This window comes from Mycobacterium tuberculosis complex sp. N0072, from assembly GCF_030323725.1.
Classification (GTDB): Bacteria; Actinomycetota; Actinomycetes; order Mycobacteriales; family Mycobacteriaceae; genus Mycobacterium; species Mycobacterium tuberculosis.
In genome coordinates this window covers 3,151,309-3,176,125 of the sequence record NZ_CP040689.1, presented here as the reverse complement: position 1 = coordinate 3,176,125, position 24,817 = coordinate 3,151,309, and the positions used below count along the sequence as shown (strand labels likewise).

Genomic DNA, 24,817 nt, shown 5'->3' with positions numbered 1-24,817 from the left:
AGACGAGCCGTTTCCGGCGGCTCATGACCAGGACCCCATGCCGGCTCCGGTGCGCGTGCTGGTCGGCAGGATCGTCGCGGCTGCGTTGACCTCGCGGACATGCGCGATATACGCGTCCACGTCGGCGTCCAGAAAGGGCACCAAGTCGATCTTGTCGAGCAGCACTACATCCCTCGAGCGGAACGTCGCCGGGTACATCAGCGGCTTGTCCTTGCCCTCGGTGACCGAGGAGACCATCGCCTTGGCGCTTACCGACGTCGAACTCCGTCGGGCGCACCAGCTAGGGCGCGGTTGACCATAGGTGCGTCGAGGTGGCATTCGGCGCAAAAGCCATGCTGGTTGTTCAGCAGCGACACCTGGGTGCCGCGGCCATTGGCCGCGTCCAGGTCGGTGGTGATGTCGCCTTCGATAACGCCGATTGCGAATTGGTCGGCGTGCTCGTCGAGCGCGGCGCCCAGCACGGTCGTCTTCCCCGACCCCGGTGAGCTCATCAGGTCCAGCGCGCGGATCCCGTTGTTCTCAAACGCCGCCCGGTTGACGTTCGCGCGGACATCGTTCTCGGCGAAGATCTTTTCCAACACGTCGACCGCTCGCTTGGCTACCGTCTCGATTCCGGCGGCACCGCCCTAGGGTTGATCGCCCGAGGTCAAGTTGTGCGGTCGGGCGCCGGGGTCCACCGCTCTTCAACGCGGCCGTAGTGCCAGACCAGCAGGGCAATGGCCCAGGTGAGCGCGAACATCGCGACGACGACGAAGCCGACGGTGTTGAGGTCGAGGCCGCCAAGCCAGTCCCAGAACGGGCCCTGCCAACCCAACTGGTTGGCGATCAGGCCCAGCAGCTCAACGCTGCCAATCAACAGTGCGACTGCCACCGACAGTCCGGTGACGGTGATGTTGTAGTAGATCTTGCGCACGGGGCTGGAGAAGGCCCAGCCGTACGCGAAATTCATGAACGAACCGTCGATGGTGTCCAGCAGACACATGCCGGCGGCGAACAAGACGGGCAGGCACAGGATGGCATACCAGGGCAGGCCGGCCGCGGCACTGGTTCCCGCCAGCACCAACAGCGCGATCTCGGTGGCGGTGTCGAACCCGAGACCGAACAAAAATCCGACCGGGTACATATGCCAGGACTTGGTGAGTGACTTGGTGAAGCGGCCGAGGAACCGGATGAGCAGTCCGCGGTTGTCCAACTGCTGTTCGAGTTCGGCTTCGTCGTAGTCGCCGCGGCGCAGGTGGGCGAAGACACGCACGATGCCGACCAGGACGATGACGTTGAGGATGCCGATCAAATACAGGAACGCGCCGGAAATGCTGGTACCGATCAAGCCTGTGTAGTGATGCAGCGTCGAGGAGTCGTTCTCGACCGGTCCGACGATAGCCTTGAGTCCGGTCACCAGCATTACCGCCAGCCCGAAGACCACCGTGGAGTGGCCCAGTGAAAAGAAGAACCCGACGGCAAGGGGTCGGTGTCCGTCGCTCATCAGCTTGCGGGTGGTGTTGTCGATGGCGGCGATGTGGTCGGCGTCGAACGCGTGCCGTAAGCCCAGCGTGTACGCCGTCAGCCCGACGCCGATGCCGAATGCCTTGCCGCCCAAGCTGAGCCGCGCGGGCTCCACCAAGAGCGTCACGGTGAGCCAGCCAACCAGATGCAAGGCGACGATCACCGCGAACATCAGGCCCAGACGCCACCATTCTGCTGCTGTCAGAGCGCGGTTCATTTTGGCCGACCGCGACCTCTGCCTGTCGAGCTGGCTGCTGGCCATGTCGGTCCTTCCAGCACGGGGCAGAACGCGATGTCCCGACTGTAGGTAAGGCGCTGACGGGATGCAAATCGCTTGCCGGACGACGGCTCGCCGTTGCGGTCAACGCAGGCCAAGCAGCGCGTTTTCCACCACCTCCGGCAGCGCCGGATGAATCCAGTACTGGCCGCGGGCCATTTCGGCGGCGGTCAGCCCAAAGCTCATCGCCTGGATCAACGGTTGGATGAGCGAGGATGCCTGGTAACCCATGATGTGTGCGCCCAGTAAGCGCCCAGAGCCGCGCTCGGTGATGAGCTTGACGATTCCACTGGTGTCCTCCATCGCCCAGCCGTACGCGACGTCACCATAGTCCTGTATCTTGACCGAAATATCGAGTCCCTTTGCCACAGCTTGGTTTTCAGTGAGTCCGACGGCAGCGATCTGAGGATCGGTGAATACCGCAGCCGGTACGTATCGGTGGTCGGTGACGATCATCGACTGGGTGTCCTCCCAGTCGCAGAGCAGATTGTGCTGCACGACGCGGGCCTCGTGGTTGGCGACATGCTTGAGCAAGTACGGCGACGAGACATCGCCCAGCGCAAAAACCCCACGCGCCGAAGTCCGTTGGTACTCGTCGACTATCACCCGGCCGTCCTCGACATCGACACCGGCCTGCTCGGCATCCAGCAGGTCGGCGTTGGACACCCGGCCTGTCGCTACCAACAGTAGGTCGGCGTTGATGGTGCAACCATCGTCTAGCCGCAGCGCGACGCCCGAGCCGCGCTGCTGGCCGTCCACAACGTTGCGATGGGTGCGCAGCTCCCATTTGGTCGATGCGATGCGGGTGAACCGTTCGCAGATGGTGTCGTCACAATGCCGTAGTAAGCAGCTGCCCCGGATCACCAGGGTGACCCGTACGCCCAGAGCGGAAAACACATGTGCGAATTCCGCTGCAATGAAGCCGCTTCCGACGATCACGATGTGCTCCGGCAACTCGGCGATCCGCATGACGGTATCGCTGGTGTGATAGTCGACGCCGGACGCGAGGATGGCCGGCGGAATCACCGGCCGCGATCCGGCGGCTATCACCACCTGCTCGGCGGTGAACTCTTCACCCGCGTCAGTGCGCAACAGGTAGCGGCCATCGGCCTGAACCGGCCCGAAACGGGTGTGTGTGCGGTACACGTCGATGTTGGGCGCACACCTTCGATAGTCCTCGCCGCTCAGCGCGATCGGATCGATGCGCCCGAAGACGCGCGAGACGACGTCGTCCCATCGCACCCGGTCGATGTGCGCGTCGATACCGTAACGCGACGCGCCTCGGATGGTCTTGGCCACCTCGGCGGCGTAGACGAACATTTTTGTGGGGATGCACCCGACATTGAGGCAGGTGCCGCCGAAGGTGCCCTGCTCGCAGATCGCCGCCCGCTTGCTGGCATAGCGTTCGTCGAGAATGCTGTTGCCCGAACCGGTTCCGATGATCGCGATGTCGTACGTTTCCATTTGTAGGGGCCATCACCCTTTCCCCGACGATGCCGAAGCGTCGGTGTCGTTGTGTGTGCCGAGGTAGTCGTCCAACCAGAGATCCAGTCGGCGATAAGCCATCTGGCGCGGTTGCGGCAGCGACAAGAACACATCGTGTTTGGCGTCCGCCACCGCGATGACGGTGCTGCGGTTGCCGATGCAGCCGGCCCAGCGGGTGATATGGGTGACGTCGAGAACCGCATCGCCGCGGTGCAGGGTCGCCGGGTCGGCCTTTTCCCGTACCGTGTGATCCGAACACAGGATCAGGTTGGGCACACCGACGTCGATCCCGCGATGTAACCGTGCGTGGCCACGACGGCTGGCATGAATCCAGCCGAAGGTGACCGGGAAACCGCCCACCGGTTTCCATTGCAGGTTGTAGTCGAACTCTCCGTCATAGTCCCGGTGCAGCGTGCAACCGTAACCGCCTTCTTTTGGTGGCCGGGCTACCCATTTGGGGCGCATTCGCGCCATCGCGGCGAAGAACGCCGAGGTCAGCGGCAGGCGCAGGATTGCCGGGCCTTGCAGATCCAGGAACGGGCTATTGAGCACCAGGCCGGTGACCCCCGCGCGGGTGATCTCGCCGCGCTGGCGCAACCGGTCCAGCCACAGCGACACGATGAGCCCGCCGGCGGAGTGGCCGTATACCAGGACCTTCGCCGAGCGGTTCTGCTCGTTGATGATGGACAGGGAGTGCTCGAGTTCGGTGTCATAGCGGGCCAGGTCGGTGATGAAGTGCGGCGTCTGGCCGGGCGCTCGCGATCGGCCGCATTTGCGCAGGTCAAGTGCATAGAACGCGAAGCCACGGTTGGCGAAGTGATCGGCCAGCTCGGTATGGAAGAAGTAGTCGGTGTAGCCGTGCACCGCCAGGACCGTGTGGTGTGCCCCAGTGGTGTCTCCGCGGGCTTTCCCTGTTTGCGGACCGCGGCCGACCAGGGTTGCGACAATGTCGCCCTCGTCGTCGGGATCCGGCCCGAGCGGAATTGTGCACTGCCAATAGCCGGGCAGCACATCGGGCACCCAGCCAGTCACGGGGTCAGCTTAGAGCGCGTTCAGATCTTGTGCCGCTCAGCCGGGCTGCCCGGGGTTGCCGTCGAAGCCCGCGGTGCCAGACGAACCGTTCTTGCCGGAGGTAGTGTCGCCATGGCCACCCGCACCGCCGCTGCCGCCCGCGCCACCGGCACCTCCGGCACCACCGGCACCGCCGGCGCCACCGCCGCCGGTGCTGCCCGACTGGCCGATCAACCATCCGCCGGCCCCGCCCGCGCCACCGAGGCCGGGGGCTCCGCCGGCACCGCCGTCACCGCCATTGCCGCCAGTACCGCCCGCCCCTCCGTCACCGCCGGCGGAGTTGGTGGACGCCCCGCCGGGAATAGCTTCGCCTCCGGCGCCGCCGGCACCGCCCTCACCGCCCGCACCGCCGGCGCCGCCCGCACCGCCGAGGCCGCCAGCGCCACCGGCGCCGCCGTTGCCAATCAGCAGCCCGCCTGCACCCCCGTGACCACCTAGACCTCCGGCACCCCCAGCCCCCCCGGTGCCCAGCGCGCTGCCGCCGTCTCCGCCTGTCCCGCCATTGCCCCCGGTTACGGTGGCATTGTCGCCGAGGCTGTTGGCGATGTCGGCTTTGCCGCCGGCGCCGCCGGCACCGCCGGGGGCACCGGCGCCACCGGTACCGCCGTTGCCACCGGCACCGCCGGTGCCGCCGTTGCCGGCCAGCAGGCCGCCACGGCCGCCGTCACCGCCGACGCCACCGCTGCCGCCAGCGCCGCCCGGCGCGTTACTGTCGTGGCCATTGCCACCGTTACCGCCGTTACCCCCGGTCACGCTGGTGGTGGCCTGAGCAAAGCCACCTTTGCCGCCGTTGCCGCCGGCGCCGCCGGAAGCCTCGGCGTTACCTCCCTTACCACCAGCACCACTAACGGCGGTGGCACCGCCTTCGGTGAGGGCTTCCCCGCCAGCGCCACCGTCGCCGCCGTTGGCGCCGTCGCCTCCGGCGCCGCCGGCACCACCAAAGGAGTTGCCGGTACCACCAGATGAGTTCCTAGCTGCGCCGCCGGTACCGCCGTTGCCGCCGTTCACGGTGGTGCTGCCGGCATTGCCGTCGCCACCGGCGCCGCCGGTGAGGTCCGTGTTACCACCGTTCCCAATCTGATTTACGCCGTCGCTGCCAGGCGCTGCGGTGCCGATGGGGGTGGGATTGGTGCCGGCGACGCCCATGGCGCCGGTGCCACCTGGCCCGCCGGCACCGCCCTGGCCGAACAGGATGGCGTTGCCACCGTGGCCTCCCTGCCCGCCGCTGCCGCCGTTGATACCTGCGAGGCCGAGCCCGCCTTGCCCGCCGGCCCCGCCGTTGCCGAATAGCAGGCCGCCCGTGCCGCCGTTACCGCCGACCGCGCCAACACCCCCGGCGCCGCCCGCCCCGCCGTTGCCGATCAAGCCGGCGTTGCCGCCGGCGCCGCCGGCCTGGTTGGGCCCACCGGCGGCGCCATTACCGCCGTTGCCGTACAGCAACCCGCCGGGCCCGCCGGCCTGCCCCGGTGTCGATCCGTCGGCGCCGTTACCAATTAGCGGACGTCCGAGCAGTGTCTGGGCGGGCGCATTAATCACGTCTAGCGCAACCTGAAGTGGCGACGCGTTGGCGGCCTCTACGCTGGCGTAGGAAGCCGCGGCCGTGGTCAACGCCTGCACAAACCGACTATGAAACGCCGCTGCCTGGGTGCTGAGGGTTTGGTAGCTCCTGGCATGCGCTCCGAATAGAGCCGCGATCTGCGTGGACACCTCGTCGGCGGCCGCGGCCACCACCTCAACAGTCGGGAGTGCCGCCGCACCATTTGCCGTGCTGATCGCCGAACCAATCTCCGCCAGATTGGTAGCCGCCGCGGTCATCAAGTCGGGTGACGCAACTACATACAACATCGTTACCTCCCAAGAAGAACCGGACTGGGCGGATAGTGCGGATTCTATGGCGGCCAGGGACGCACATTGTGGGCTTCGGGGTAATTGTCTTGGGTTGGCTGCCCCGCGCTGCACAGGGTTACTGGCCCAGGAGGCGGACGTCATCGTGTTAACACCCGTCGGGATAACCTGGGAGCGGCGCAGCCAAGGAAGGAACCAACCGTCCGGTGTCAGACCTAGCCAGAACCGACGTCGTGCTGATCGGTGCGGGCATCATGAGCGCCACGCTGGGGGTGCTGCTGCGTCGGCTCGAACCGAACTGGTCAATCACCCTGATCGAACGGCTGGACGCGGTAGCCGCCGAAAGCAGCGGTCCCTGGAACAACGCCGGCACCGGGCACTCCGCGCTGTGCGAGATGAACTACACCCCAGAAATGCCGGACGGCTCGATCGACATCACCAAAGCGGTGCGTGTCAACGAGCAATTCCAGGTCACCCGCCAGTTCTGGGCATACGCGGCCGAAAACGGCATCCTCACCGACGTGCGCAGCTTCCTCAACCCTGTGCCGCACGTGAGTTTCGTCCATGGATCGCGGGGCGTCGAGTATCTACGGCGCCGCCAAAAGGCGTTGGCCGGCAACCCGCTGTTCGCCGGCACCGAGTTCATCGAGAGTCCCGACGAATTCGCCCGCCGGCTGCCGTTCATGGCCGCTAAACGGGCCTTCTCCGAGCCGGTGGCGCTCAACTGGGCCGCCGACGGCACCGACGTCGACTTCGGTGCCCTCGCCAAACAACTCATCGGCTATTGCGTGCAAAATGGCACTACCGCGTTGTTCGGGCACGAGGTTCGCAACCTCTCGCGGCAATCCGACGGCAGCTGGACGGTCACCATGTGCAACCGCCGGACCGGCGAAAAGCGCAAGTTGAACACCAAGTTCGTCTTTGTCGGGGCCGGGGGTGACACCTTGCCGGTGCTGCAGAAATCCGGGATCAAAGAGGTCAAAGGCTTCGCCGGCTTCCCGATTGGCGGTCGGTTCCTGCGCGCCGGGAACCCGGCGCTCACCGCCTCGCATCGGGCAAAGGTATATGGCTTCCCGGCGCCGGGCGCCCCGCCGTTGGGCGCCTTGCATCTGGATCTGCGGTTTGTCAACGGCAAGTCGTGGCTGGTGTTCGGGCCATACGCCGGCTGGTCGCCGAAGTTCTTGAAACACGGGCAGATCAGCGACCTGCCCCGGTCGATCAGGCCGGACAATCTGTTGTCCGTGCTCGGCGTGGGCCTCACCGAGCGGAGACTGCTGAACTACTTGATCAGCCAGCTGCGTCTCTCTGAACCCGAGCGGGTCAGTGCGCTGCGCGAATTCGCCCCTAGCGCAATCGATTCGGACTGGGAGTTGACGATAGCCGGTCAGCGGGTACAGGTGATCCGGCGAGATGAACGCAACGGCGGGGTGCTCGAGTTCGGCACGACGGTCATCGGCGATGCTGACGGTAGTATTGCCGGACTACTGGGCGGCTCCCCAGGGGCTTCGACCGCGGTGGCGATCATGCTGGACGTGCTGCAGAAATGCTTTGCCAACCGCTATCAATCCTGGCTGCCCACGCTCAAAGAAATGGTGCCGTCGCTGGGGGTGCAGCTGTCGAATGAACCCGCGCTGTTCGACGAGGTGTGGTCATGGAGCACCAAGGCGCTGAAGTTAGGTGCCGCATGACCCGCGCCGGCGACGATACAGTGGGGGTACCGCCCGCTTGCGGGGGAGAGCGGCGCTTATGACCGAAGCACTGCGCCGCGTCTGGGCCAAAGACCTTGACGCCCGGGCCCTTTACGAGCTGCTCAAGTTGAGGGTGGAGGTGTTCGTTGTCGAACAGGCCTGCCCATACCCGGAGCTAGACGGGCGTGACCTGCTTGCCGAGACCAGGCATTTCTGGTTGGAAACGCCCGACGGAGAGGTGACGTGCACGCTACGCCTGATGGAAGAGCACGCCGGGGGTGAGAAGGTCTTCCGGATCGGCCGGCTGTGCACTAAACGCGACGCCCGCGGACAGGGCCACTCCAACCGGCTGCTGTGCGCGGCACTGGCCGAGGTGGGCGACTACCCCTGTCGGATTGATGCACAGGCCTACCTGACGGCCATGTATGCCCAGCACGGCTTCGTCCGCGACGGTGACGAGTTCCTGGACGACGGCATCCCGCATGTGCCCATGTTGCGGCCCGGCTCCGGTCAGGTGGAGCGGCCGTGAAGCCTTATCCGTTCAGCGCGATCGTCGGGCACGATCGGCTGCGGCTCGCGTTGTTGTTGTGTGCCGTGCGACCGGAGATCGGTGGGGCGCTCATCCGTGGCGAGAAGGGCACGGCGAAATCGACGGCGGTGCGCGGGCTGGCCGCGTTGTTGTCGGTCGCGACCGGGAGCACCGAGACCGGCCTCGTGGAGCTGCCGCTGGGGGCCACCGAAGACCGGGTGGTTGGCTCGCTGGATCTGCAGCGGGTGATGCGCGACGGCGAGCACGCGTTCTCTCCGGGACTGCTGGCTCGCGCCCACGGCGGCGTGCTCTACGTCGACGAGGTCAATCTGCTGCATGATCACCTGGTTGACATCCTGCTCGACGCCGCCGCCATGGGACGCGTACACGTCGAACGCGACGGCATCTCCCATTCCCACGAGGCCCGTTTCGTGCTGATCGGCACGATGAATCCGGAGGAGGGCGAACTGCGTCCGCAGCTGCTGGACCGGTTCGGGCTGACCGTCGACGTGCAGGCGTCACGTGACATCGACGTGCGGGTACAGGTCATCCGCCGGCGGATGGCCTACGAAGCCGACCCGGATGCGTTCGTCGCACGCTATGCCGACGCCGACGCGGAGCTGGCCCACCGGATTGCCGCGGCCCGGGCCACGGTAGACGATGTGGTGTTGGGCGACAACGAGTTGCGGCGCATCGCTGCGTTGTGCGCGGCGTTCGACGTGGACGGCATGCGGGCCGATCTGGTAGTGGCCCGGACCGCCGCCGCGCACGCCGCCTGGCGTGGTGTCCGCACCGTTGAGGAGCAGGATATCCGGGCGGCAGCAGAACTGGCGTTGCCGCATCGTCGTCGTCGCGACCCGTTCGACGATCACGGCATCGACCGCGACCAGCTGGATGAGGCGCTGGCGCTGGCGAGCGTCGACCCAGAGCCCGAGCCCGATCCGCCCGGGGGCGGCCAGTCAGCCAATGAACCTGCCTCACAACCGAACTCACGCTCGAAGTCGACAGAACCTGGTGCGCCGAGCTCGATGGGCGACGACCCGCCGCGCCCGGCTTCGCCGCGCTTGCGATCGTCGCCGCGCCCGAGCGCGCCGCCGTCAAAGATATTCCGGACCCGCGCGCTGCGGGTCCCGGGGGTCGGCACGGGCGCGCCGGGGCGACGGTCTCGGGCCCGCAACGCCTCGGGCAGTGTGGTGGCGGCCGCCGAGGTCAGCGACCCCGACGCACATGGACTGCACCTGTTCGCTACCCTGCTGGCCGCCGGCGAGCGTGCGTTCGGAGCCGGGCCGTTGCGCCCGTGGCCGGACGATGTGCGCCGGGCCATCCGCGAGGGTCGCGAAGGCAATCTGGTGATCTTCGTCGTCGACGCTTCCGGATCGATGGCTGCTCGGGACCGGATGGCTGCGGTCAGTGGCGCCACCCTGTCGCTGCTGCGCGACGCCTACCAGCGCAGGGACAAGGTGGCGGTGATCACCTTCCGCCAGCACGAGGCAACGCTGTTGCTGTCGCCGACGTCGTCGGCGCACATCGCCGGCCGGCGACTGGCCCGATTCAGCACCGGCGGCAAGACCCCGCTGGCTGAGGGACTGCTGGCCGCGCGTGCGCTGATCATCCGGGAGAAGGTACGCGACCGCGCCCGACGCCCCCTGGTGGTCGTGCTGACCGACGGCCGGGCCACCGCCGGGCCGGACCCGTTGGGCCGCAGCCGAACCGCGGCTGCCGGGCTGGTCGCCGAGGGCGCGGCCGCGGTGGTGGTGGACTGCGAAACGTCGTATGTACGGCTGGGTTTGGCAGCGCAACTGGCTCGTCAGCTGGGTGCGCCGGTGGTTCGGTTGGAGCAGTTGCACGCGGATTATCTAGTGCATGCCGTGCGTGGCGTGGCTTGACGATGGATAGGTAACCACACATGCCGCAGGGCAATCCGCTCGCAGTGCCCAACGATGGCCTGACCACCCGGGCCCGGCGCAACATGCCGATACTGGCGGTACACACCGGTGAAGGCAAAGGAAAATCGACCGCGGCGTTCGGAATGGCGTTGCGGGCGTGGAACGCTGGTCTGGACATCGCGGTGTTTCAGTTTGTCAAGAGCGCTAAGTGGAAAGTGGGTGAGGAGGCGGCGTTTCGTCAACTGGGCCGGCTGCACGACCAGCACGGGATCGGCGGAGCGGTGGAGTGGCACAAGATGGGTGCGGGCTGGTCCTGGACACGTACGTCTCGCAAGGCCGGCACCGACGTCGATCGTGCGGCCGCGGCGGCGGACGGTTGGGCCGAGATCGCGCTCCGGCTGGCCACGCAACGTCACGACTTCTATCTGCTGGACGAGTTCACCTACCCACTGAAGTGGGGTTGGCTCGACGTCGACGAAGTCGTCGATGTCCTGCGAGCCCGGCCTGGCCATCAGCATGTGGTGATCACCGGGCGAGACGCACCCCAGCGGTTGGTTGCGGCCGCCGATCTGGTGACCGAGATGACCAAGGTGAAGCACCCGATGGATGCGGGCCGCAAGGGGCAGAAGGGCATCGAGTGGTGATGCGGGTATCCGCGGTGGCCGTCGCCGCGCCTGCGTCGGGCAGCGGTAAGACCACGATCGCGACGGGCTTGATCGGAGCGCTGCGGCAGGCCGGTCACACCGTCGCGCCGTTTAAGGTAGGCCCGGATTTTATCGACCCCGGCTATCACGCCCTGGCCGCGGGACGGCCCGGCCGCAATCTCGACCCGGTACTGGTGGGGGAGCGGCTTATCGGCCCCCTGTACGCGCATGGAGTTGCGGGCGCGGACATCGCCGTGATCGAAGGGGTGCTGGGGCTGTTCGACGGGCGCATTGGGCCTGCCGGGGGCGCGCCCGCAGCGGGGTCCACCGCGCACGTCGCTGCTCTGCTTGGCGCCCCGGTGATCCTGGTGGTCGATGCCCGCGGCCAGAGTCACAGCGTTGCCGCACTGCTGCACGGCTTTTCCACGTTCGACACCGCAACTCGGATCGCCGGTGTCATCCTCAACCGGGTCGGATCGGCCCGACATGAACAGGTGCTGCGACAGGCGTGTGACCAGGCCGGTGTCGCGGTCTTGGGCGCCATTCCACGCACAGCTGAACTAGAGCTGCCGACAAGGTATCTGGGTCTGGTTACCGCCGTCGAGTACGGCCGTCGCGCACGGCTCGCCGTGCAGGCGATGACTGCTGTGGTCGCTCGCCACGTCGATCTGGCCGCGGTGATCGCCTGCGCCGGGAGCCAGGCGGCCCACCCGCCATGGGACCCGGTGATTGCCGTCGGCAACACCGCCCGCCAGCCAGCCACGGTTGCCATCGCGGCCGGAAGGGCGTTTACCTTCGGCTACGCCGAACACGCCGAGATGTTGCGCGCCGCCGGGGCTGAAGTGGTCGAGTTCGACCCGCTCAGCGAAACTCTGCCCGAGGGTACGGACGCGGTGGTGTTGCCCGGCGGATTCCCCGAGCAGTTCACCGCCGAGTTGTCCGCCAACGACACCGTCCGGCGGCAGATCAACGAACTGGCCGCTGCCGGCGCCCCGGTGCATGCCGAATGTGCCGGCCTGCTCTATCTGGTTTCTGAACTCGACGGACACCCGATGTGCGGTGTGGTGGCCGGATCGGCGCGGTTCACCCAGCATCTCAAGCTGGGTTATCGCGACGCCGTCGCGGTTGTTGATTCGGCGCTGTACTCCGTCGGCGAGCGCGTGGTTGGACATGAATTCCACCGAACCGCAGTCACATTCGCCGATAGCTATCAGCCCGCGTGGGTGTACCAGGGCCAAGACGTGGACGACGTGCGAGACGGCGCGGTGCACAGCGGCGTGCACGCGTCCTACCTGCATACCCATCCGGCCGCAACACCCGGTGCGGTGGCGCGTTTCGTCGCACATGCGGCCTGCAATACTCCACGAGCGTAACGGCACTGCGAAAAGCCGGGCCGGAAATTCGCAGTGGCGTTACATTCGCGGCCAAAGGGGTGGCGACCCGCGGCGCCCGGTCCCCGCGCTTGCGATCGCCACTGGCCCTGATGGTGGCGACCCGCGGCGCCCGGTCCCCGCGCTTGCGATCGCCACTGGCCCTGATGGTGGCGACCCGCGGCGCCCGGTCCCCGCGCTTGCGATCGCCACTGGCCCTGATGGTGGCGACCCGCGGCGCCCGGTCCCCGCGCTTGCGATCGCCACTAGGCTTGGCGGGTGACCGAGAACCCCTATCTGGTCGGGTTACGGCTGGCTGGCAAGAAGGTCGTCGTGGTTGGCGGGGGCACGGTCGCCCAGCGCCGGTTACCCCTGCTGATCGCCAGTGGCGCGGACGTGCACGTGATCGCCCCCAGCGTCACCCCCGCCGTCGAGGCGATGGACCAGATCACCTTGTCGGTGCGTGACTACCGCGACGGCGACCTTGACGGCGCCTGGTATGCGATCGCGGCCACCGATGACGCGCGGGTGAACGTGGCTGTCGTCGCCGAGGCGGAGCGCCGACGGATCTTTTGCGTCCGGGCCGATATCGCGGTGGAGGGGACGGCGGTGACCCCGGCGTCATTCAGCTATGCGGGCCTGTCGGTGGGGGTGCTCGCCGGTGGTGAGCACCGCCGTTCGGCGGCGATCCGCTCGGCAATCCGGGAGGCGTTGCAGCAGGGCGTCATCACTGCGCAGAGTTCCGACGTCCTCAGCGGCGGAGTGGCGTTGGTCGGCGGCGGTCCCGGCGATCCCGAACTGATCACGGTTCGCGGTCGCCGGCTGCTTGCCCAGGCCGATGTCGTGGTCGCCGACCGGCTCGCCCCGCCCGAACTGCTGGCCGAGCTGCCGCCGCACGTAGAAGTCATCGACGCGGCCAAGATCCCTTACGGCCGGGCCATGGCCCAGGACGCGATCAACGCTGTCCTGATCGAACGGGCCAGATCCGGCAACTTTGTGGTCCGTCTCAAAGGGGGCGACCCCTTCGTGTTCGCCCGGGGCTATGAAGAAGTGCTGGCATGTGCCCACGCCGGAATCCCGGTCACCGTGGTGCCAGGTGTGACGAGTGCCATAGCCGTGCCCGCTATGGCGGGCGTTCCAGTCACTCACCGGGCCATGACCCACGAATTCGTGGTGGTCAGTGGCCATCTTGCGCCCGGTCATCCCGAATCGTTAGTGAATTGGGATGCATTGGCTGCATTGACGGGCACCATCGTTTTGCTGATGGCGGTCGAACGCATCGAGCTTTTCGTTGACGTTCTGCTAAAGGGTGGCCGAACTGCGGATACGCCGGTACTGGTGGTTCAACACGGAACGACCGCCGCTCAACAGACGTTGCGGGCCACCCTTGCCGACACGCCGGAGAAGGTCCGCGCGGCGGGGATCCGACCTCCCGCGATCATCGTGATCGGGGCTGTAGTCGGCCTGAGCGGCGTTCGGGGTTTAAACAATTCTTAAGAATACTGTAAGGTAACCCGCTATGACGGCTCTCAACGACACAGAGCGGGCGGTCCGTAACTGGACAGCCGGACGCCCACACCGTCCGGCCCCGATGCGCCCGCCGCGCTCGGAGGAGACCGCTTCAGAGCGCCCCAGCAGGTACTACCCGACTTGGCTGCCCTCGCGCAGCTTTATCGCTGCGGTTATTGCTATCGGCGGGATGCAGCTGCTGGCGACCATGGACAGCACCGTCGCCATCGTCGCGCTACCTAAGATTCAAAACGAGCTGAGCTTGTCTGATGCCGGCCGCAGCTGGGTGATCACCGCCTACGTGCTGACCTTCGGCGGGCTGATGCTGCTCGGCGGCCGGCTTGGCGACACCATCGGGCGCAAACGCACCTTCATTGTTGGCGTTGCGCTATTCACCATCTCGTCGGTGCTGTGCGCGGTCGCCTGGGACGAGGCGACGTTGGTGATCGCCCGGTTGTCCCAGGGTGTGGGGTCGGCCATCGCATCTCCGACCGGTCTGGCGCTGGTGGCGACCACGTTCCCCAAGGGACCTGCCCGCAACGCCGCGACGGCGGTGTTCGCCGCGATGACCGCGATCGGGTCGGTGATGGGGCTGGTGGTCGGCGGAGCACTGACCGAGGTGTCATGGCGGTGGGCGTTCCTGGTGAACGTGCCGATCGGGCTGGTGATGATCTACCTGGCCCGCACCGCCCTACGGGAAACCAACAAAGAACGGATGAAGCTCGACGCCACCGGGGCCATACTGGCCACGCTGGCATGCACCGCGGCGGTTTTCGCCTTCTCGATCGGTCCTGAAAAGGGCTGGATGTCAGGCATTACCATCGGTTCGGGCCTGGTGGCCTTGGCGGCCGCTGTCGCGTTTGTCATCGTGGAGCGCACTGCCGAGAACCCCGTCGTGCCGTTCCACTTGTTCCGCGACCGCAACCGGTTGGTCACGTTCAGCGCGATCCTGTTGGCCGGCGGCGTCATGTTCAGCCTGACCGTCTGCATCGGCCTGTACGTGCAGGACATCTTGGGCTACAGCGCGCTACGCGCGGGCGTAGGTTTCATCCCGTTCGTCATCGCGATGGGAATCGGCCTAGGTGTGTCCTCGCAGCTGGTGTCCCGGTTTTCGCCACGGGTGTTGACCATCGGCGGCGGATATCTGCTATTCGGCGCCATGCTGTACGGCTCATTTTTCATGCACCGTGGTGTGCCCTACTTCCCCAACCTGGTCATGCCGATCGTCGTCGGCGGGATTGGCATCGGCATGGCCGTCGTCCCGCTGACTCTGTCGGCGATCGCTGGCGTCGGCTTCGACCAGATCGGTCCGGTATCGGCAATTGCGCTGATGCTGCAGAGCCTGGGCGGTCCGCTGGTGCTCGCCGTCATCCAGGCTGTGATCACGTCGCGCACGCTGTACCTGGGCGGTACCACCGGTCCGGTGAAGTTCATGAACGACGTGCAGTTGGCCGCGCTTGACCACGCCTACACCTACGGCCTGCTGTGGGTGGCCGGAGCGGCCATCATCGTCGGCGGTATGGCGCTGTTTATCGGGTATACGCCGCAGCAGGTTGCCCATGCGCAGGAGGTCAAGGAAGCGATCGACGCCGGCGAGCTGTAACCCTTCCCGCCGAGCAGTCATAAAAGCTCCCCTTTTCGGGCAGACCTGGGCGCTTTTGCGTCTGCTCGGCGAATTAGGCTTGCCGCCTGTGATCACCCGGATGTCCGAGTTGTTCTTGCGCACCCTGCGCGACGATCCCGCCGACGCCGAAGTGGCCAGCCACAAACTGCTGATCCGGGCCGGCTACATCCGGCCCGTCGCGCCCGGGCTGTACAGCTGGTTACCGCTCGGCCTGCGAGTGCTGCGCAACATAGAACGGGTCATCCGCGACGAGATGAACGCCATCGGTGGACAGGAGATCCTATTTCCTGCCCTGCTGCCGCGGGCACCGTACGAGACGACCAACCGGTGGACCCAATACGGCGACAGCGTGTTTCGGCTCAAGGACCGCCGCGGCAACGACTACCTGCTGGGCCCCACCCACGAAGAGCTGTTCACCCTGACCGTGAAGGGCGAGTACAGCTCCTACAAGGACTTCCCGCTCACGCTGTACCAAATCCAGACCAAGTACCGCGACGAGGCGCGGCCGCGGGCCGGCATCCTGCGCGCTCGGGAGTTCGTCATGAAGGACTCCTACTCCTTTGACATCGACGCCGCCGGGCTGAAGGCGGCCTACCACGCTCACCGGGAGGCCTACCAGCGCATATTTGACCGACTTCAGGTGCGCTATGTCATCGTTTCGGCAGTGTCCGGGGCGATGGGCGGCAGTGCGTCCGAAGAGTTCTTGGCTGAGAGTCCGTCCGGGGAGGACGCATTTGTCCGGTGCCTCGAGTCGGGTTATGCGGCCAACGTCGAGGCGGTTGTCACCGCCCGCCCGGACACCCTGCCCATCGATGGGCTGCCCGAGGCGGTGGTCCACGACACCGGCGACACCCCAACCATCGCCAGCCTGGTGGCCTGGGCCAACGAGGCCGATCTCGGCCGCACGGTGACCGCCGCGGACACCCTGAAGAACGTCTTAATCAAAGTCCGACAGCCGGGAGGGGACACCGAACTGCTGGCAATCGGCGTGCCCGGCGACCGTGAGGTCGATGACAAAAGGTTGGGCGCAGCGCTGGAACCGGCTGACTACGCGTTGCTCGACGACGATGATTTCGCCAAGCACCCGTTCCTGGTTAAGGGTTATATCGGGCCAAAGGCGTTGCGGGAGAACAATGTCCGCTATCTCGTCGACCCGCGGATAGTCGACGGCACCAGCTGGATCACCGGGGCGGACCAACCCGGCCGCCATGTTGTCGGTTTGGTGGCCGGCCGCGACTTCACCGCAGACGGCACCATTGAGGCCGCCGAGGTGCGCGAAGGCGATCCATCTCCCGACGGCGCCGGTCCGCTGGTCATGGCGCGCGGTATCGAAATTGGGCACATCTTCCAGCTGGGGAGCAAATACACCGACGCCTTCACCGCCGACGTGCTCGGCGAGGATGGCAAGCCTGTGCGGTTGACCATGGGTTCCTACGGCATCGGTGTGTCTCGGTTGGTTGCCGTCGTTGCCGAGCAGCACCACGACGAGCTGGGCCTTCGCTGGCCGTCGACGGTCGCGCCGTTCGATGTTCACCTGGTGATCGCGAACAAGGACGCGCAGGCTCGCGCCGGGGCGACCGCGCTGGCCGCCGATCTGGATCGGCTGGGGGTTGAGGTGTTGCTGGACGACCGCCAGGCATCGCCCGGCGTCAAGTTCAAAGATGCCGAGCTGTTGGGTATGCCCTGGATCGTTGTCGTGGGGCGCGGCTGGGCGGACGGCGTGGTCGAGCTGCGCGACCGGTTCAGCGGTCAGACTCGCGAGCTGGTTGCCGGCGCCTCGCTGGCCACCGATATCGCAGCGGCCGTCACCGGGTAGCTATTCGTCCCCGCCCGGAAAGGCCGCGGTGATGGGCCAGGCGCCCAGCACCCTGTTCCAGCGGGTGGCCATCACCGCGCTCTCGGTCAGAGCCGTCGAAGCGAACACCCGGTCATCGGCCGTCTCGGCATGCTCGACAACCGCCCGCCAGGCCGTTGCCCCGTCGTTCTCCATCCGCACTGCTAGTCGTGCCGCGTCGGCCGCGCTGCTGACCTGCATGGGCAGCTGGTAACCGGCGGCAGCGATCGGGGCGGTGACTCCGCGCGCGGACAGCATCACGATCACGTCGTCTCGGCGGTGGCGGTGCTGCTTCAACGCGTCCGCCACCAAGAAGTTGACACCAGGGGGCGAGAGCGCGGAGACGATGCCGTAGCCGTAAATGGTGGCGTGTTCGACGGCAAGCGCATCGCACAGCGCCGCGTTGTCGGCGCTCCCCTCGGAGGGGGACCTCTTCGGTGTGGCACCGTGGGCGGGTTCGGACGAGGTCATATCGACGGGCCTGAAGGCACGAGCGCAACCGTATAGGAGGCGGTGCAGGACGCGGCAATGGAGGCGAGCAACCCTGCTCGGTAGCCCGATGTCGTCGCCACTAGTCGACTGGCTTCCCCCGCTGACGTGCGCAGCGAATCGATCACGTCGGACACCGCTGGTGGCGGTGCCGCCGGATCGGTTGGGCTGGGACTGGAGCTGCTGGTTTCGCTCGTAGCGGATACCAGCTTGCCCGCGGCCCGGGCGATCTCGGTGGCCAGCGCTCGAGCATGCGAGGTTCGCTGAGTGGCGACGACGGTCAGCGCGGCGGCAACCTGCGGCGGGATCCCGATGGCTGTGGCGGCGGCAGCTGCGAGCGCACCGTCGTGTCGGGCCTGGTCCAACGGCGAGCGCAGCTCTTCGACCGCGGGTGCCTTGGGCGCGGACTCGCCGCAGGCGGACACCACTCCCAGTGCGGCCAGCGCGGCGCCACCGGCCAGCACACCCCGCCTGCTGATGGGTCGATTCGTGAGCCGGTTGATGACTGGTGCTGCTCTAAGCACAGCAACATCCTGCCATCAGAAAGACGCCGCTACGAAGGCAGGCGAGACGTTGAACGGCGTGATCACGGCGTCATTCGTGATTCCTGGCGTATCGTTGGTAGCTACGCCGGCTGCTGCGTGCCGGCGGGACACTGGGAGCCGCCCTGGCGGCGCCTCCGCTAGATGACCGGACAACTCAAGATGAGGAGCTCGCCGTGACCACCGGGCTACCTTCGCAGAGGCAGGTGATCGAGCTACTCGGTGCAGATTTCGCGTGCGCCGGCTACGAGATCGAAGACGTGGTCATCGATGCGCGGGCCCGCCCGCCGCGGATAGCGGTGATCGCCGACGGTGACGCCCCTCTCGACCTGGATACGATAGCCGCATTGTCGCGCAGGGCATCGGCTTTGCTGGACGGCCTGGACGGTGCGAACAAGATCCGGGGCCGCTACCTGCTCGAGGTCAGCTCTCCCGGTGTGGAACGCCCGCTGACCAGCGAAAAGCACTTCCGCCGTGCTCGAGGCCGCAAGGTTGAGCTGGTGTTGTCAGACGGATCGCGACTGACCGGCCGGGTCGGCGAGATGCGTGCTGGCACGGTGGCGTTGGTGATCCGGGAAGACCGGGGCTGGGCAGTCCGTGAGATCCCGCTTGCTGAGATTGTGAAAGCTGTTGTCCAGGTTGAGTTTTCGCCACCGGCTCCGGCGGAGTTGGAACTGGCCCAGTCTTCCGAGATGGGGCTGGCCCGCGGGACGGAGGCCGGAGCATGAACATCGACATGGCTGCTCTGCATGCCATCGAGGTGGACCGGGGTATCTCGGTCAATGAACTGCTCGAAACGATCAAGTCCGCGCTGTTGACTGCCTACCGGCACACCCAAGGTCACCAGACCGATGCGCGCATCGAGATCGACCGGAAAACCGGTGTCGTTCGGGTGATCGCCCGTGAGACCGATGAGGCTGGCAATCTCATCAGCGAGTGGGACGACACTCCAGAGGGCTTCGGCCGGATCGCCGCCACGACGGCACGCCAAGTGATGTTGCAGCGATTCCGCGACGCCGAGAACGAGCGCACCTACGGCGAGTTCTCCACCCGCGAGGGCGAGATCGTTGCGGGAGTGATCCAGCGCGATAGCCGGGCCAACGCCCGCGGTCTGGTCGTCGTCCGGATTGGCACCGAGACCAAGGCTTCCGAGGGTGTGATCCCGGCCGCTGAGCAGGTACCGGGGGAGAGCTATGAACATGGCAACCGGCTGCGCTGCTACGTAGTTGGTGTAACCCGAGGTGCCCGCGAGCCGCTGATTACGCTGTCGCGCACGCACCCCAATCTGGTGCGCAAGCTGTTCTCGCTGGAAGTCCCCGAGATCGCCGACGGATCGGTGGAGATCGTCGCGGTGGCCCGGGAGGCCGGCCACCGCTCCAAGATCGCTGTGCGGTCCAACGTTGCCGGCTTGAACGCCAAGGGTGCTTGCATCGGTCCGATGGGGCAACGGGTCCGCAACGTGATGAGCGAGCTGTCCGGGGAGAAGATCGACATCATCGACTATGACGACGATCCGGCGCGTTTTGTCGCCAACGCGTTGTCGCCGGCCAAGGTGGTGTCGGTGTCGGTGATCGACCAGACCGCCCGGGCCGCCCGCGTGGTGGTGCCCGATTTCCAATTGTCGCTGGCAATCGGAAAGGAAGGGCAGAACGCCCGGCTGGCTGCCCGGCTCACCGGGTGGCGTATCGATATTCGCGGCGATGCGCCGCCGCCCCCGCCCGGTCAGCCCGAACCCGGAGTCAGCCGCGGTATGGCGCACGACCGCTAGCGCCGTGCGTTATCCCACGGCAGATAGCCGGGCAATCGGGCTTGCCCGGTGACGCTACACTTAGCCGTGATCCAGCGCGAGCCTTCGGCCTCGGCGCATCGACGCCCGGATAATCCCCGCGGACCGGTGCGGACGTGTGTCGGGTGCCGAAAGCGAGGGTTGGCCGTCGAACTGCTTCGAGTGGTGGCTGTGTCGACCGGGAACGGCAACTACGCCGTGATCGTTGATACAGCGACCAGCCTGCCGGGGCGGGGTGCGTGGCTGCATCCGCTACGGCAGTGCGCGCAACAAGCGATTCGGCGGCGGGCTTTCGCAAGAGCGCTGCGCATCGCCGGTTCGCCGGACACATCCGCAGTGGTCGAGTACCTGGAGTCTCTAGGCGAGCTCGAACCACCGGGCAACAGAACAGGTAGCAATAGAACATGAGCACACCGTGAAGTCCCGATGACAATGCGTCATAGCTAAACCCGAGGCGCGGCCCACGACTGTCGCCTCATGGACAGGAGATGTAGTGGCAGCAGGTAAGGCCCGCGTACACGAGTTGGCTAAGGAACTCGGTGTAACCAGCAAGGAAGTTCTCGCCCGGCTGAGCGAGCAGGGCGAATTCGTCAAATCAGCATCGTCGACGGTGGAAGCACCGGTTGCCCGTCGGCTGCGTGAATCGTTCGGTGGCAGCAAACCTGCCCCGGCGAAAGGCACCGCCAAGTCCCCCGGCAAAGGCCCCGACAAGTCCCTTGACAAGGCGCTGGACGCCGCGATCGACATGGCCGCAGGCAACGGCAAGGCGACTGCCGCGCCCGCCAAGGCCGCCGATTCCGGCGGGGCGGCAATCGTCTCCCCAACTACCCCCGCCGCACCCGAGCCTCCGACCGCAGTGCCGCCCAGCCCTCAGGCACCCCACCCCGGCATGGCTCCCGGGGCGCGGCCGGGCCCGGTGCCGAAGCCGGGGATTCGCACCCCGCGCGTCGGCAACAACCCGTTCTCGTCGGCGCAACCCGCCGACCGGCCCATCCCGCGTCCGCCGGCTCCCCGCCCCGGTACCGCCCGGCCCGGGGTTCCACGTCCGGGCGCCTCGCCCGGCAGCATGCCGCCACGCCCCGGTGGAGCTGTCGGGGGTGCCCGTCCACCACGTCCTGGTGCGCCACGACCCGGGGGCCGGCCCGGTGCGCCCGGCGCTGGCCGTTCCGACGCGGGCGGCGGCAACTACCGGGGTGGCGGCGTGGGTGCCGCTCCCGGAACGGGCTTCCGCGGCCGTCCCGGGGGCGGCGGCGGTGGCCGTCCCGGGCAGCGTGGCGGTGCCGCCGGCGCGTTCGGCCGCCCGGGTGGTGCGCCCCGGCGCGGCCGCAAGTCCAAGCGGCAGAAGCGCCAGGAGTACGACTCGATGCAGGCTCCGGTCGTCGGCGGGGTGCGGTTGCCGCACGGCAACGGCGAAACGATCCGGCTCGCACGCGGCGCGTCGCTCAGCGACTTCGCGGACAAAATCGACGCCAACCCCGCGGCGCTGGTGCAGGCGCTGTTCAACCTCGGCGAGATGGTGACGGCCACCCAGTCGGTCGGCGACGAGACGCTGGAGTTGCTGGGCAGCGAGATGAACTACAACGTTCAGGTCGTCAGCCCGGAGGACGAAGACCGCGAGCTGCTGGAATCCTTCGACCTCAGCTACGGTGAGGACGAGGGCGGCGAGGAGGACCTTCAGGTTCGCCCGCCGGTGGTGACGGTGATGGGTCACGTCGACCACGGCAAGACCCGGCTGTTGGACACCATCCGCAAGGCCAACGTCCGCGAGGCCGAGGCCGGCGGCATCACCCAGCACATCGGTGCCTACCAGGTGGCCGTCGATCTGGACGGCAGCCAGCGGCTGATCACCTTTATCGACACCCCGGGCCACGAGGCGTTCACCGCCATGCGTGCCCGTGGCGCCAAGGCGACCGATATCGCCATTTTGGTGGTCGCCGCTGACGATGGAGTGATGCCGCAGACGGTCGAGGCCATCAACCACGCGCAGGCCGCCGACGTGCCGATCGTGGTGGCGGTCAACAAGATCGACAAGGAGGGTGCCGACCCGGCCAAGATTCGCGGGCAGCTTACCGAATATGGTTTAGTGCCAGAGGAATTCGGCGGTGACACGATGTTCGTCGACATCTCGGCCAAGCAGGGCACCAATATCGAGGCGCTGGAGGAGGCCGTGTTGCTGACCGCCGACGCCGCGCTGGACCTGCGGGCAAACCCCGACATGGAAGCCCAGGGTGTGGCGATCGAGGCGCACTTGGACCGTGGTCGCGGCCCAGTGGCTACCGTGCTGGTGCAGCGCGGCACCCTGCGGGTCGGTGACTCGGTGGTCGCCGGCGACGCCTATGGCCGTGTTCGCCGCATGGTCGACGAACACGGCGAAGACGTCGAGGTTGCGCTGCCGTCGCGGCCTGTGCAGGTCATTGGCTTCACGTCGGTGCCCGGCGCCGGCGACAACTTCCTCGTCGTCGACGAGGACCGTATCGCCCGCCAAATCGCCGACCGGCGTAGCGCTCGCAAGCGCAACGCCCTGGCGGCGCGCTCACGCAAGCGGATCAGCCTGGAGGACCTGGACTCGGCGCTGAAGGAAACCAGCCAGCTGAACCTGATCCTCAAGGGCGACAACGCCGGTACCGTCGAGGCGCTGGAAGAGGCCCTGATGGGTATCCAGGTGGACGACGAGGTGGTGCTGCGGGTGATCGACCGCGGTGTCGGCGGCATTACCGAAACCAACGTCAACCTGGCGTCGGCTTCCGATGCGGTGATCATCGGTTTCAATGTGCGCGCCGAAGGCAAGGCGACCGAGCTGGCCAGCCGCGAAGGCGTGGAGATCCGCTACTACTCGGTCATCTACCAGGCGATCGACGAGATCGAGCAGGCGCTGCGTGGCCTGCTCAAGCCGATCTACGAGGAAAACCAGCTGGGTCGGGCTGAGATCCGGGCGTTGTTCCGGTCTTCGAAGGTCGGCCTCATCGCCGGCTGCCTGGTCACCTCGGGTGTGATGCGGCGCAACGCCAAGGCGCGGCTGTTGCGGGACAACATCGTGGTCGCCGAGAACCTTTCGATCGCTTCGCTGCGCCGGGAGAAGGACGACGTGACCGAGGTGCGCGACGGCTTCGAGTGTGGCCTGACACTGGGTTACGCCGACATCAAGGAGGGCGACGTCATCGAGTCCTACGAGCTGGTCCAGAAGGAACGCGCCTGATGGCTGATGCTGCTAGGGCGCGGCGGCTGGCCAAACGGATCGCCGCGATCGTCGCCTCGGCGATCGAGTACGAGATCAAGGATCCTGGATTGGCCGGGGTGACCATCACCGATGCGAAGGTGACCGCCGACTTGCACGATGCCACGGTGTACTACACGGTGATGGGACGCACGCTACACGACGAGCCGAACTGCGCCGGCGCGGCCGCCGCGCTGGAACGGGCCAAAGGGGTGCTGCGCACCAAGGTCGGGGCGGGCACCGGCGTTCGGTTCACTCCCACCTTGACGTTCACGCTCGACACGATCTCGGACAGTGTGCACCGGATGGACGAGTTGCTGGCCCGCGCTCGCGCCGCGGATGCCGATCTGGCGCGGGTCCGGGTGGGCGCCAAACCGGCGGGGGAGGCCGACCCGTACCGTGATAACGGGTCGGTGGCGCAATCACCGGCTCCCGGGGGACTGGGTATCAGAACGAGCGACGGACCCGAGGCTGTGGAGGCACCGCTCACTTGCGGGGGAGACACCGGTGACGACGATCGACCCAAGGAGTGAGCTGGTCGACGGGCGGCGTCGCGCGGGGGCCCGCGTGGACGCCGTCGGTGCCGCTGCGCTGTTGTCGGCCGCTGCCAGGGTCGGGGTAGTCTGCCACGTCCACCCCGATGCCGACACCATCGGCGCCGGATTGGCATTGGCATTGGTGTTGGACGGGTGCGGCAAGCGGGTAGAGGTCAGCTTTGCCGCGCCGGCGACACTGCCCGAGTCGCTGCGTTCGCTGCCGGGCTGCCATCTGCTGGTCCGCCCTGAGGTGATGCGCCGCGATGTCGATTTGGTTGTGACTGTTGACATTCCGAGTGTTGATCGGCTCGGTGCTCTGGGCGATCTAACTGATTCCGGGCGGGAGCTCCTGGTAATCGACCATCACGCCTCCAACGACCTGTTCGGCACCGCGAATTTCATTGACCCGTCGGCGGATTCCACCACGACGATGGTTGCCGAGATCCTCGACGCGTGGGGGAAACCGATAGACCCGCGCGTCGCGCACTGCATCTACGCCGGGTTGGCGACCGACACGGGGTCGTTTCGCTGGGCCAGTGTGCGGGGGTATCGGCTGGCGGCGCGGCTGGTAGAGATCGGTGTGGACAACGCCACCGTCAGCAGGACCTTGATGGACAGCCATCCCTTCACCTGGTTGCCGTTGCTATCGCGGGTGTTGGGTTCGGCGCAGCTGGTGTCCGAGGCGGTCGGTGGCCGCGGGCTGGTTTACGTCGTCGTCGACAACCGGGAGTGGGTCGCTGCGCGCTCGGAGGAAGTGGAAAGCATCGTCGACATCGTCCGCACCACGCAACAAGCCGAGGTCGCGGCGGTGTTCAAGGAGGTCGAACCGCATCGGTGGTCGGTGTCGATGCGGGCTAAGACCGTGAATTTGGCCGCGGTTGCCTCTGGGTTCGGTGGCGGTGGTCACCGGCTGGCCGCGGGGTATACGACCACCGGCTCGATCGACGACGCTGTGGCGTCGTTGCGCGCGGCGCTTGGTTAGCCG

22 protein-coding genes are annotated in these 24,817 nt (G+C 66.9%); 14 read left to right on the top strand and 8 right to left on the bottom strand.

Annotation, left to right across the window (positions count from 1 at the left end; translation table 11 throughout):
- Nucleotides 1-21 precede the first annotated feature (21 nt).
- From FF952_RS15085 to FF952_RS15060, 6 genes are all read right to left on the bottom strand, one after another.
- Nucleotides 22-237, bottom strand: coding sequence for a P-loop NTPase family protein (locus FF952_RS15085; RefSeq protein WP_003414566.1), 216 nt, complete (start codon nucleotides 235-237; stop codon nucleotides 22-24).
- Nucleotides 238-248: 11 nt separating this feature from the next.
- Nucleotides 249-581 carry a GTP-binding protein gene (locus FF952_RS15080; RefSeq protein WP_003414562.1) on the bottom strand — a complete coding sequence of 111 codons (333 nt, stop codon included), beginning with the start codon at nucleotides 579-581 and terminating at the stop codon, nucleotides 249-251.
- Between the two features lie 65 nt (nucleotides 582-646).
- The gene (gene nicT, locus FF952_RS15075; RefSeq protein WP_003414559.1) at nucleotides 647-1,765 is read right to left on the bottom strand and encodes a Nickel transporter NicT; all 1,119 of its coding nucleotides are present in this window, start codon (nucleotides 1,763-1,765) and stop codon (nucleotides 647-649) included.
- A gap of 99 nt (nucleotides 1,766-1,864) precedes the next feature.
- Nucleotides 1,865-3,244 (bottom strand): mycothione reductase, encoded by a 1,380-nt coding sequence (mtr, locus tag FF952_RS15070; RefSeq protein WP_003414557.1) that lies wholly within the window; start codon nucleotides 3,242-3,244, stop codon nucleotides 1,865-1,867.
- Between the two features lie 12 nt (nucleotides 3,245-3,256).
- Nucleotides 3,257-4,297, bottom strand: a complete 1,041-nt coding sequence (locus FF952_RS15065; protein WP_003414553.1) for an alpha/beta hydrolase — start codon at nucleotides 4,295-4,297, stop codon at nucleotides 3,257-3,259.
- A 36-nt stretch (nucleotides 4,298-4,333) separates the two neighbouring features.
- Nucleotides 4,334-6,181: a PE family protein gene (locus FF952_RS15060; protein ID WP_010950791.1), complete on the bottom strand. Its 1,848-nt coding sequence runs from the start codon at nucleotides 6,179-6,181 to the stop codon at nucleotides 4,334-4,336.
- A gap of 206 nt (nucleotides 6,182-6,387) precedes the next feature.
- On the opposite strand from FF952_RS15060, the gene mqo reads away from it, so the two are divergent.
- The 8 genes from mqo (at nucleotide 6,388) to FF952_RS15020 (ending at nucleotide 17,247) form a co-directional block, all read left to right on the top strand.
- On the top strand, nucleotides 6,388-7,869 hold the full coding sequence (gene mqo / locus FF952_RS15055; protein WP_003414545.1) for a malate dehydrogenase (quinone): 1,482 nt from the start codon (nucleotides 6,388-6,390) through the stop codon (nucleotides 7,867-7,869).
- A gap of 58 nt (nucleotides 7,870-7,927) precedes the next feature.
- The gene (locus tag FF952_RS15050; RefSeq protein WP_003414543.1) at nucleotides 7,928-8,398 is read left to right on the top strand and encodes a GNAT family N-acetyltransferase; all 471 of its coding nucleotides are present in this window, start codon (nucleotides 7,928-7,930) and stop codon (nucleotides 8,396-8,398) included.
- Nucleotides 8,395-10,284: a magnesium chelatase subunit D family protein gene (locus FF952_RS15045; protein ID WP_003901481.1), complete on the top strand. Its 1,890-nt coding sequence runs from the start codon at nucleotides 8,395-8,397 to the stop codon at nucleotides 10,282-10,284. Before FF952_RS15050 ends, FF952_RS15045 begins: the two co-directional genes overlap by 4 nt.
- A gap of 20 nt (nucleotides 10,285-10,304) precedes the next feature.
- Nucleotides 10,305-10,928: a cob(I)yrinic acid a,c-diamide adenosyltransferase gene (gene cobO / locus FF952_RS15040; protein ID WP_003414539.1), complete on the top strand. Its 624-nt coding sequence runs from the start codon at nucleotides 10,305-10,307 to the stop codon at nucleotides 10,926-10,928.
- Nucleotides 10,928-12,301 (top strand): cobyrinic acid a,c-diamide synthase CobB, encoded by a 1,374-nt coding sequence (locus FF952_RS15035; RefSeq protein ID WP_003899509.1) that lies wholly within the window; start codon nucleotides 10,928-10,930, stop codon nucleotides 12,299-12,301. The genes cobO and FF952_RS15035 overlap by 1 nt, the downstream gene beginning before the upstream one ends.
- Nucleotides 12,302-12,577: 276 nt before the next feature.
- Entirely contained in the window at nucleotides 12,578-13,795 is a 1,218-nt protein-coding gene (gene cobA, locus FF952_RS15030) for a uroporphyrinogen-III C-methyltransferase (protein ID WP_003414535.1), read from the top strand.
- Nucleotides 13,796-13,817: 22 nt separating this feature from the next.
- On the top strand, nucleotides 13,818-15,410 hold the full coding sequence (gene efpA / locus FF952_RS15025) for a multidrug efflux MFS transporter EfpA (RefSeq protein WP_003414532.1): 1,593 nt from the start codon (nucleotides 13,818-13,820) through the stop codon (nucleotides 15,408-15,410).
- An 88-nt stretch (nucleotides 15,411-15,498) separates the two neighbouring features.
- A complete protein-coding gene (locus FF952_RS15020) occupies nucleotides 15,499-17,247 on the top strand; it encodes a proline--tRNA ligase (protein WP_003899508.1) in 1,749 nt (582 codons plus the stop codon).
- Here the strand turns inward: FF952_RS15020 and FF952_RS15015 are convergent, their stop codons facing one another.
- Together FF952_RS15015 and FF952_RS15010 are read right to left on the bottom strand one after the other, a co-directional pair.
- Nucleotides 17,248-17,736, bottom strand: a complete 489-nt coding sequence (locus FF952_RS15015; RefSeq protein WP_003414522.1) for a ferritin-like domain-containing protein — start codon at nucleotides 17,734-17,736, stop codon at nucleotides 17,248-17,250. It abuts the gene before it with no gap.
- A complete protein-coding gene (locus FF952_RS15010; RefSeq protein WP_003414516.1) occupies nucleotides 17,733-18,278 on the bottom strand; it encodes a hypothetical protein in 546 nt (181 codons plus the stop codon). The genes FF952_RS15015 and FF952_RS15010 overlap by 4 nt, the downstream gene beginning before the upstream one ends.
- Nucleotides 18,279-18,472: 194 nt before the next feature.
- On the opposite strand from FF952_RS15010, the gene rimP reads away from it, so the two are divergent.
- The 6 genes from rimP (at nucleotide 18,473) to nrnA (ending at nucleotide 24,814) form a co-directional block, all read left to right on the top strand.
- Nucleotides 18,473-19,024 (top strand): ribosome maturation factor RimP, encoded by a 552-nt coding sequence (rimP, locus tag FF952_RS15005; protein WP_003899507.1) that lies wholly within the window; start codon nucleotides 18,473-18,475, stop codon nucleotides 19,022-19,024.
- On the top strand, nucleotides 19,021-20,064 hold the full coding sequence (gene nusA / locus FF952_RS15000; protein WP_003414511.1) for a transcription termination factor NusA: 1,044 nt from the start codon (nucleotides 19,021-19,023) through the stop codon (nucleotides 20,062-20,064). The genes rimP and nusA overlap by 4 nt, the downstream gene beginning before the upstream one ends.
- 48 nt (nucleotides 20,065-20,112) lie before the next feature.
- Nucleotides 20,113-20,490, top strand: a complete 378-nt coding sequence (locus tag FF952_RS14995; protein ID WP_003899506.1) for a YlxR family protein — start codon at nucleotides 20,113-20,115, stop codon at nucleotides 20,488-20,490.
- Between the two features lie 85 nt (nucleotides 20,491-20,575).
- A complete protein-coding gene (gene infB, locus FF952_RS14990; RefSeq protein WP_003899505.1) occupies nucleotides 20,576-23,278 on the top strand; it encodes a translation initiation factor IF-2 in 2,703 nt (900 codons plus the stop codon).
- Entirely contained in the window at nucleotides 23,278-23,829 is a 552-nt protein-coding gene (gene rbfA / locus FF952_RS14985; RefSeq protein ID WP_003414508.1) for a 30S ribosome-binding factor RbfA, read from the top strand. The genes infB and rbfA overlap by 1 nt, the downstream gene beginning before the upstream one ends.
- On the top strand, nucleotides 23,804-24,814 hold the full coding sequence (nrnA, locus tag FF952_RS14980) for a bifunctional oligoribonuclease/PAP phosphatase NrnA (RefSeq protein WP_003414507.1): 1,011 nt from the start codon (nucleotides 23,804-23,806) through the stop codon (nucleotides 24,812-24,814). Before rbfA ends, nrnA begins: the two co-directional genes overlap by 26 nt.
- The last annotated feature ends 3 nt before the right edge of the window (nucleotides 24,815-24,817 follow it).

Bases quoted from the DNA above. Each gene is read 5' to 3' on its own strand.
- nusA (WP_003414511.1), top strand. From the start codon at position 19,021: ATGAACATCGACATGGCTGCTCTGCATGCCATCGAGGTGGACCGGGGT.
- FF952_RS15060 (WP_010950791.1), bottom strand. From the start codon at position 6,181: ATGTTGTATGTAGTTGCGTCACCCGACTTGATGACCGCGGCGGCTACC.
- nicT (WP_003414559.1), bottom strand. From the start codon at position 1,765: ATGGCCAGCAGCCAGCTCGACAGGCAGAGGTCGCGGTCGGCCAAAATG.
- FF952_RS15035 (WP_003899509.1), top strand. From the start codon at position 10,928: ATGCGGGTATCCGCGGTGGCCGTCGCCGCGCCTGCGTCGGGCAGCGGT.
- FF952_RS15015 (WP_003414522.1), bottom strand. From the start codon at position 17,736: ATGACCTCGTCCGAACCCGCCCACGGTGCCACACCGAAGAGGTCCCCC.
- mtr (WP_003414557.1), bottom strand. From the start codon at position 3,244: ATGGAAACGTACGACATCGCGATCATCGGAACCGGTTCGGGCAACAGC.
- rbfA (WP_003414508.1), top strand. From the start codon at position 23,278: ATGGCTGATGCTGCTAGGGCGCGGCGGCTGGCCAAACGGATCGCCGCG.
- FF952_RS15050 (WP_003414543.1), top strand. From the start codon at position 7,928: ATGACCGAAGCACTGCGCCGCGTCTGGGCCAAAGACCTTGACGCCCGG.
- cobO (WP_003414539.1), top strand. From the start codon at position 10,305: ATGCCGCAGGGCAATCCGCTCGCAGTGCCCAACGATGGCCTGACCACC.
- efpA (WP_003414532.1), top strand. From the start codon at position 13,818: ATGACGGCTCTCAACGACACAGAGCGGGCGGTCCGTAACTGGACAGCC.
- FF952_RS15085 (WP_003414566.1), bottom strand. From the start codon at position 237: ATGGTCTCCTCGGTCACCGAGGGCAAGGACAAGCCGCTGATGTACCCG.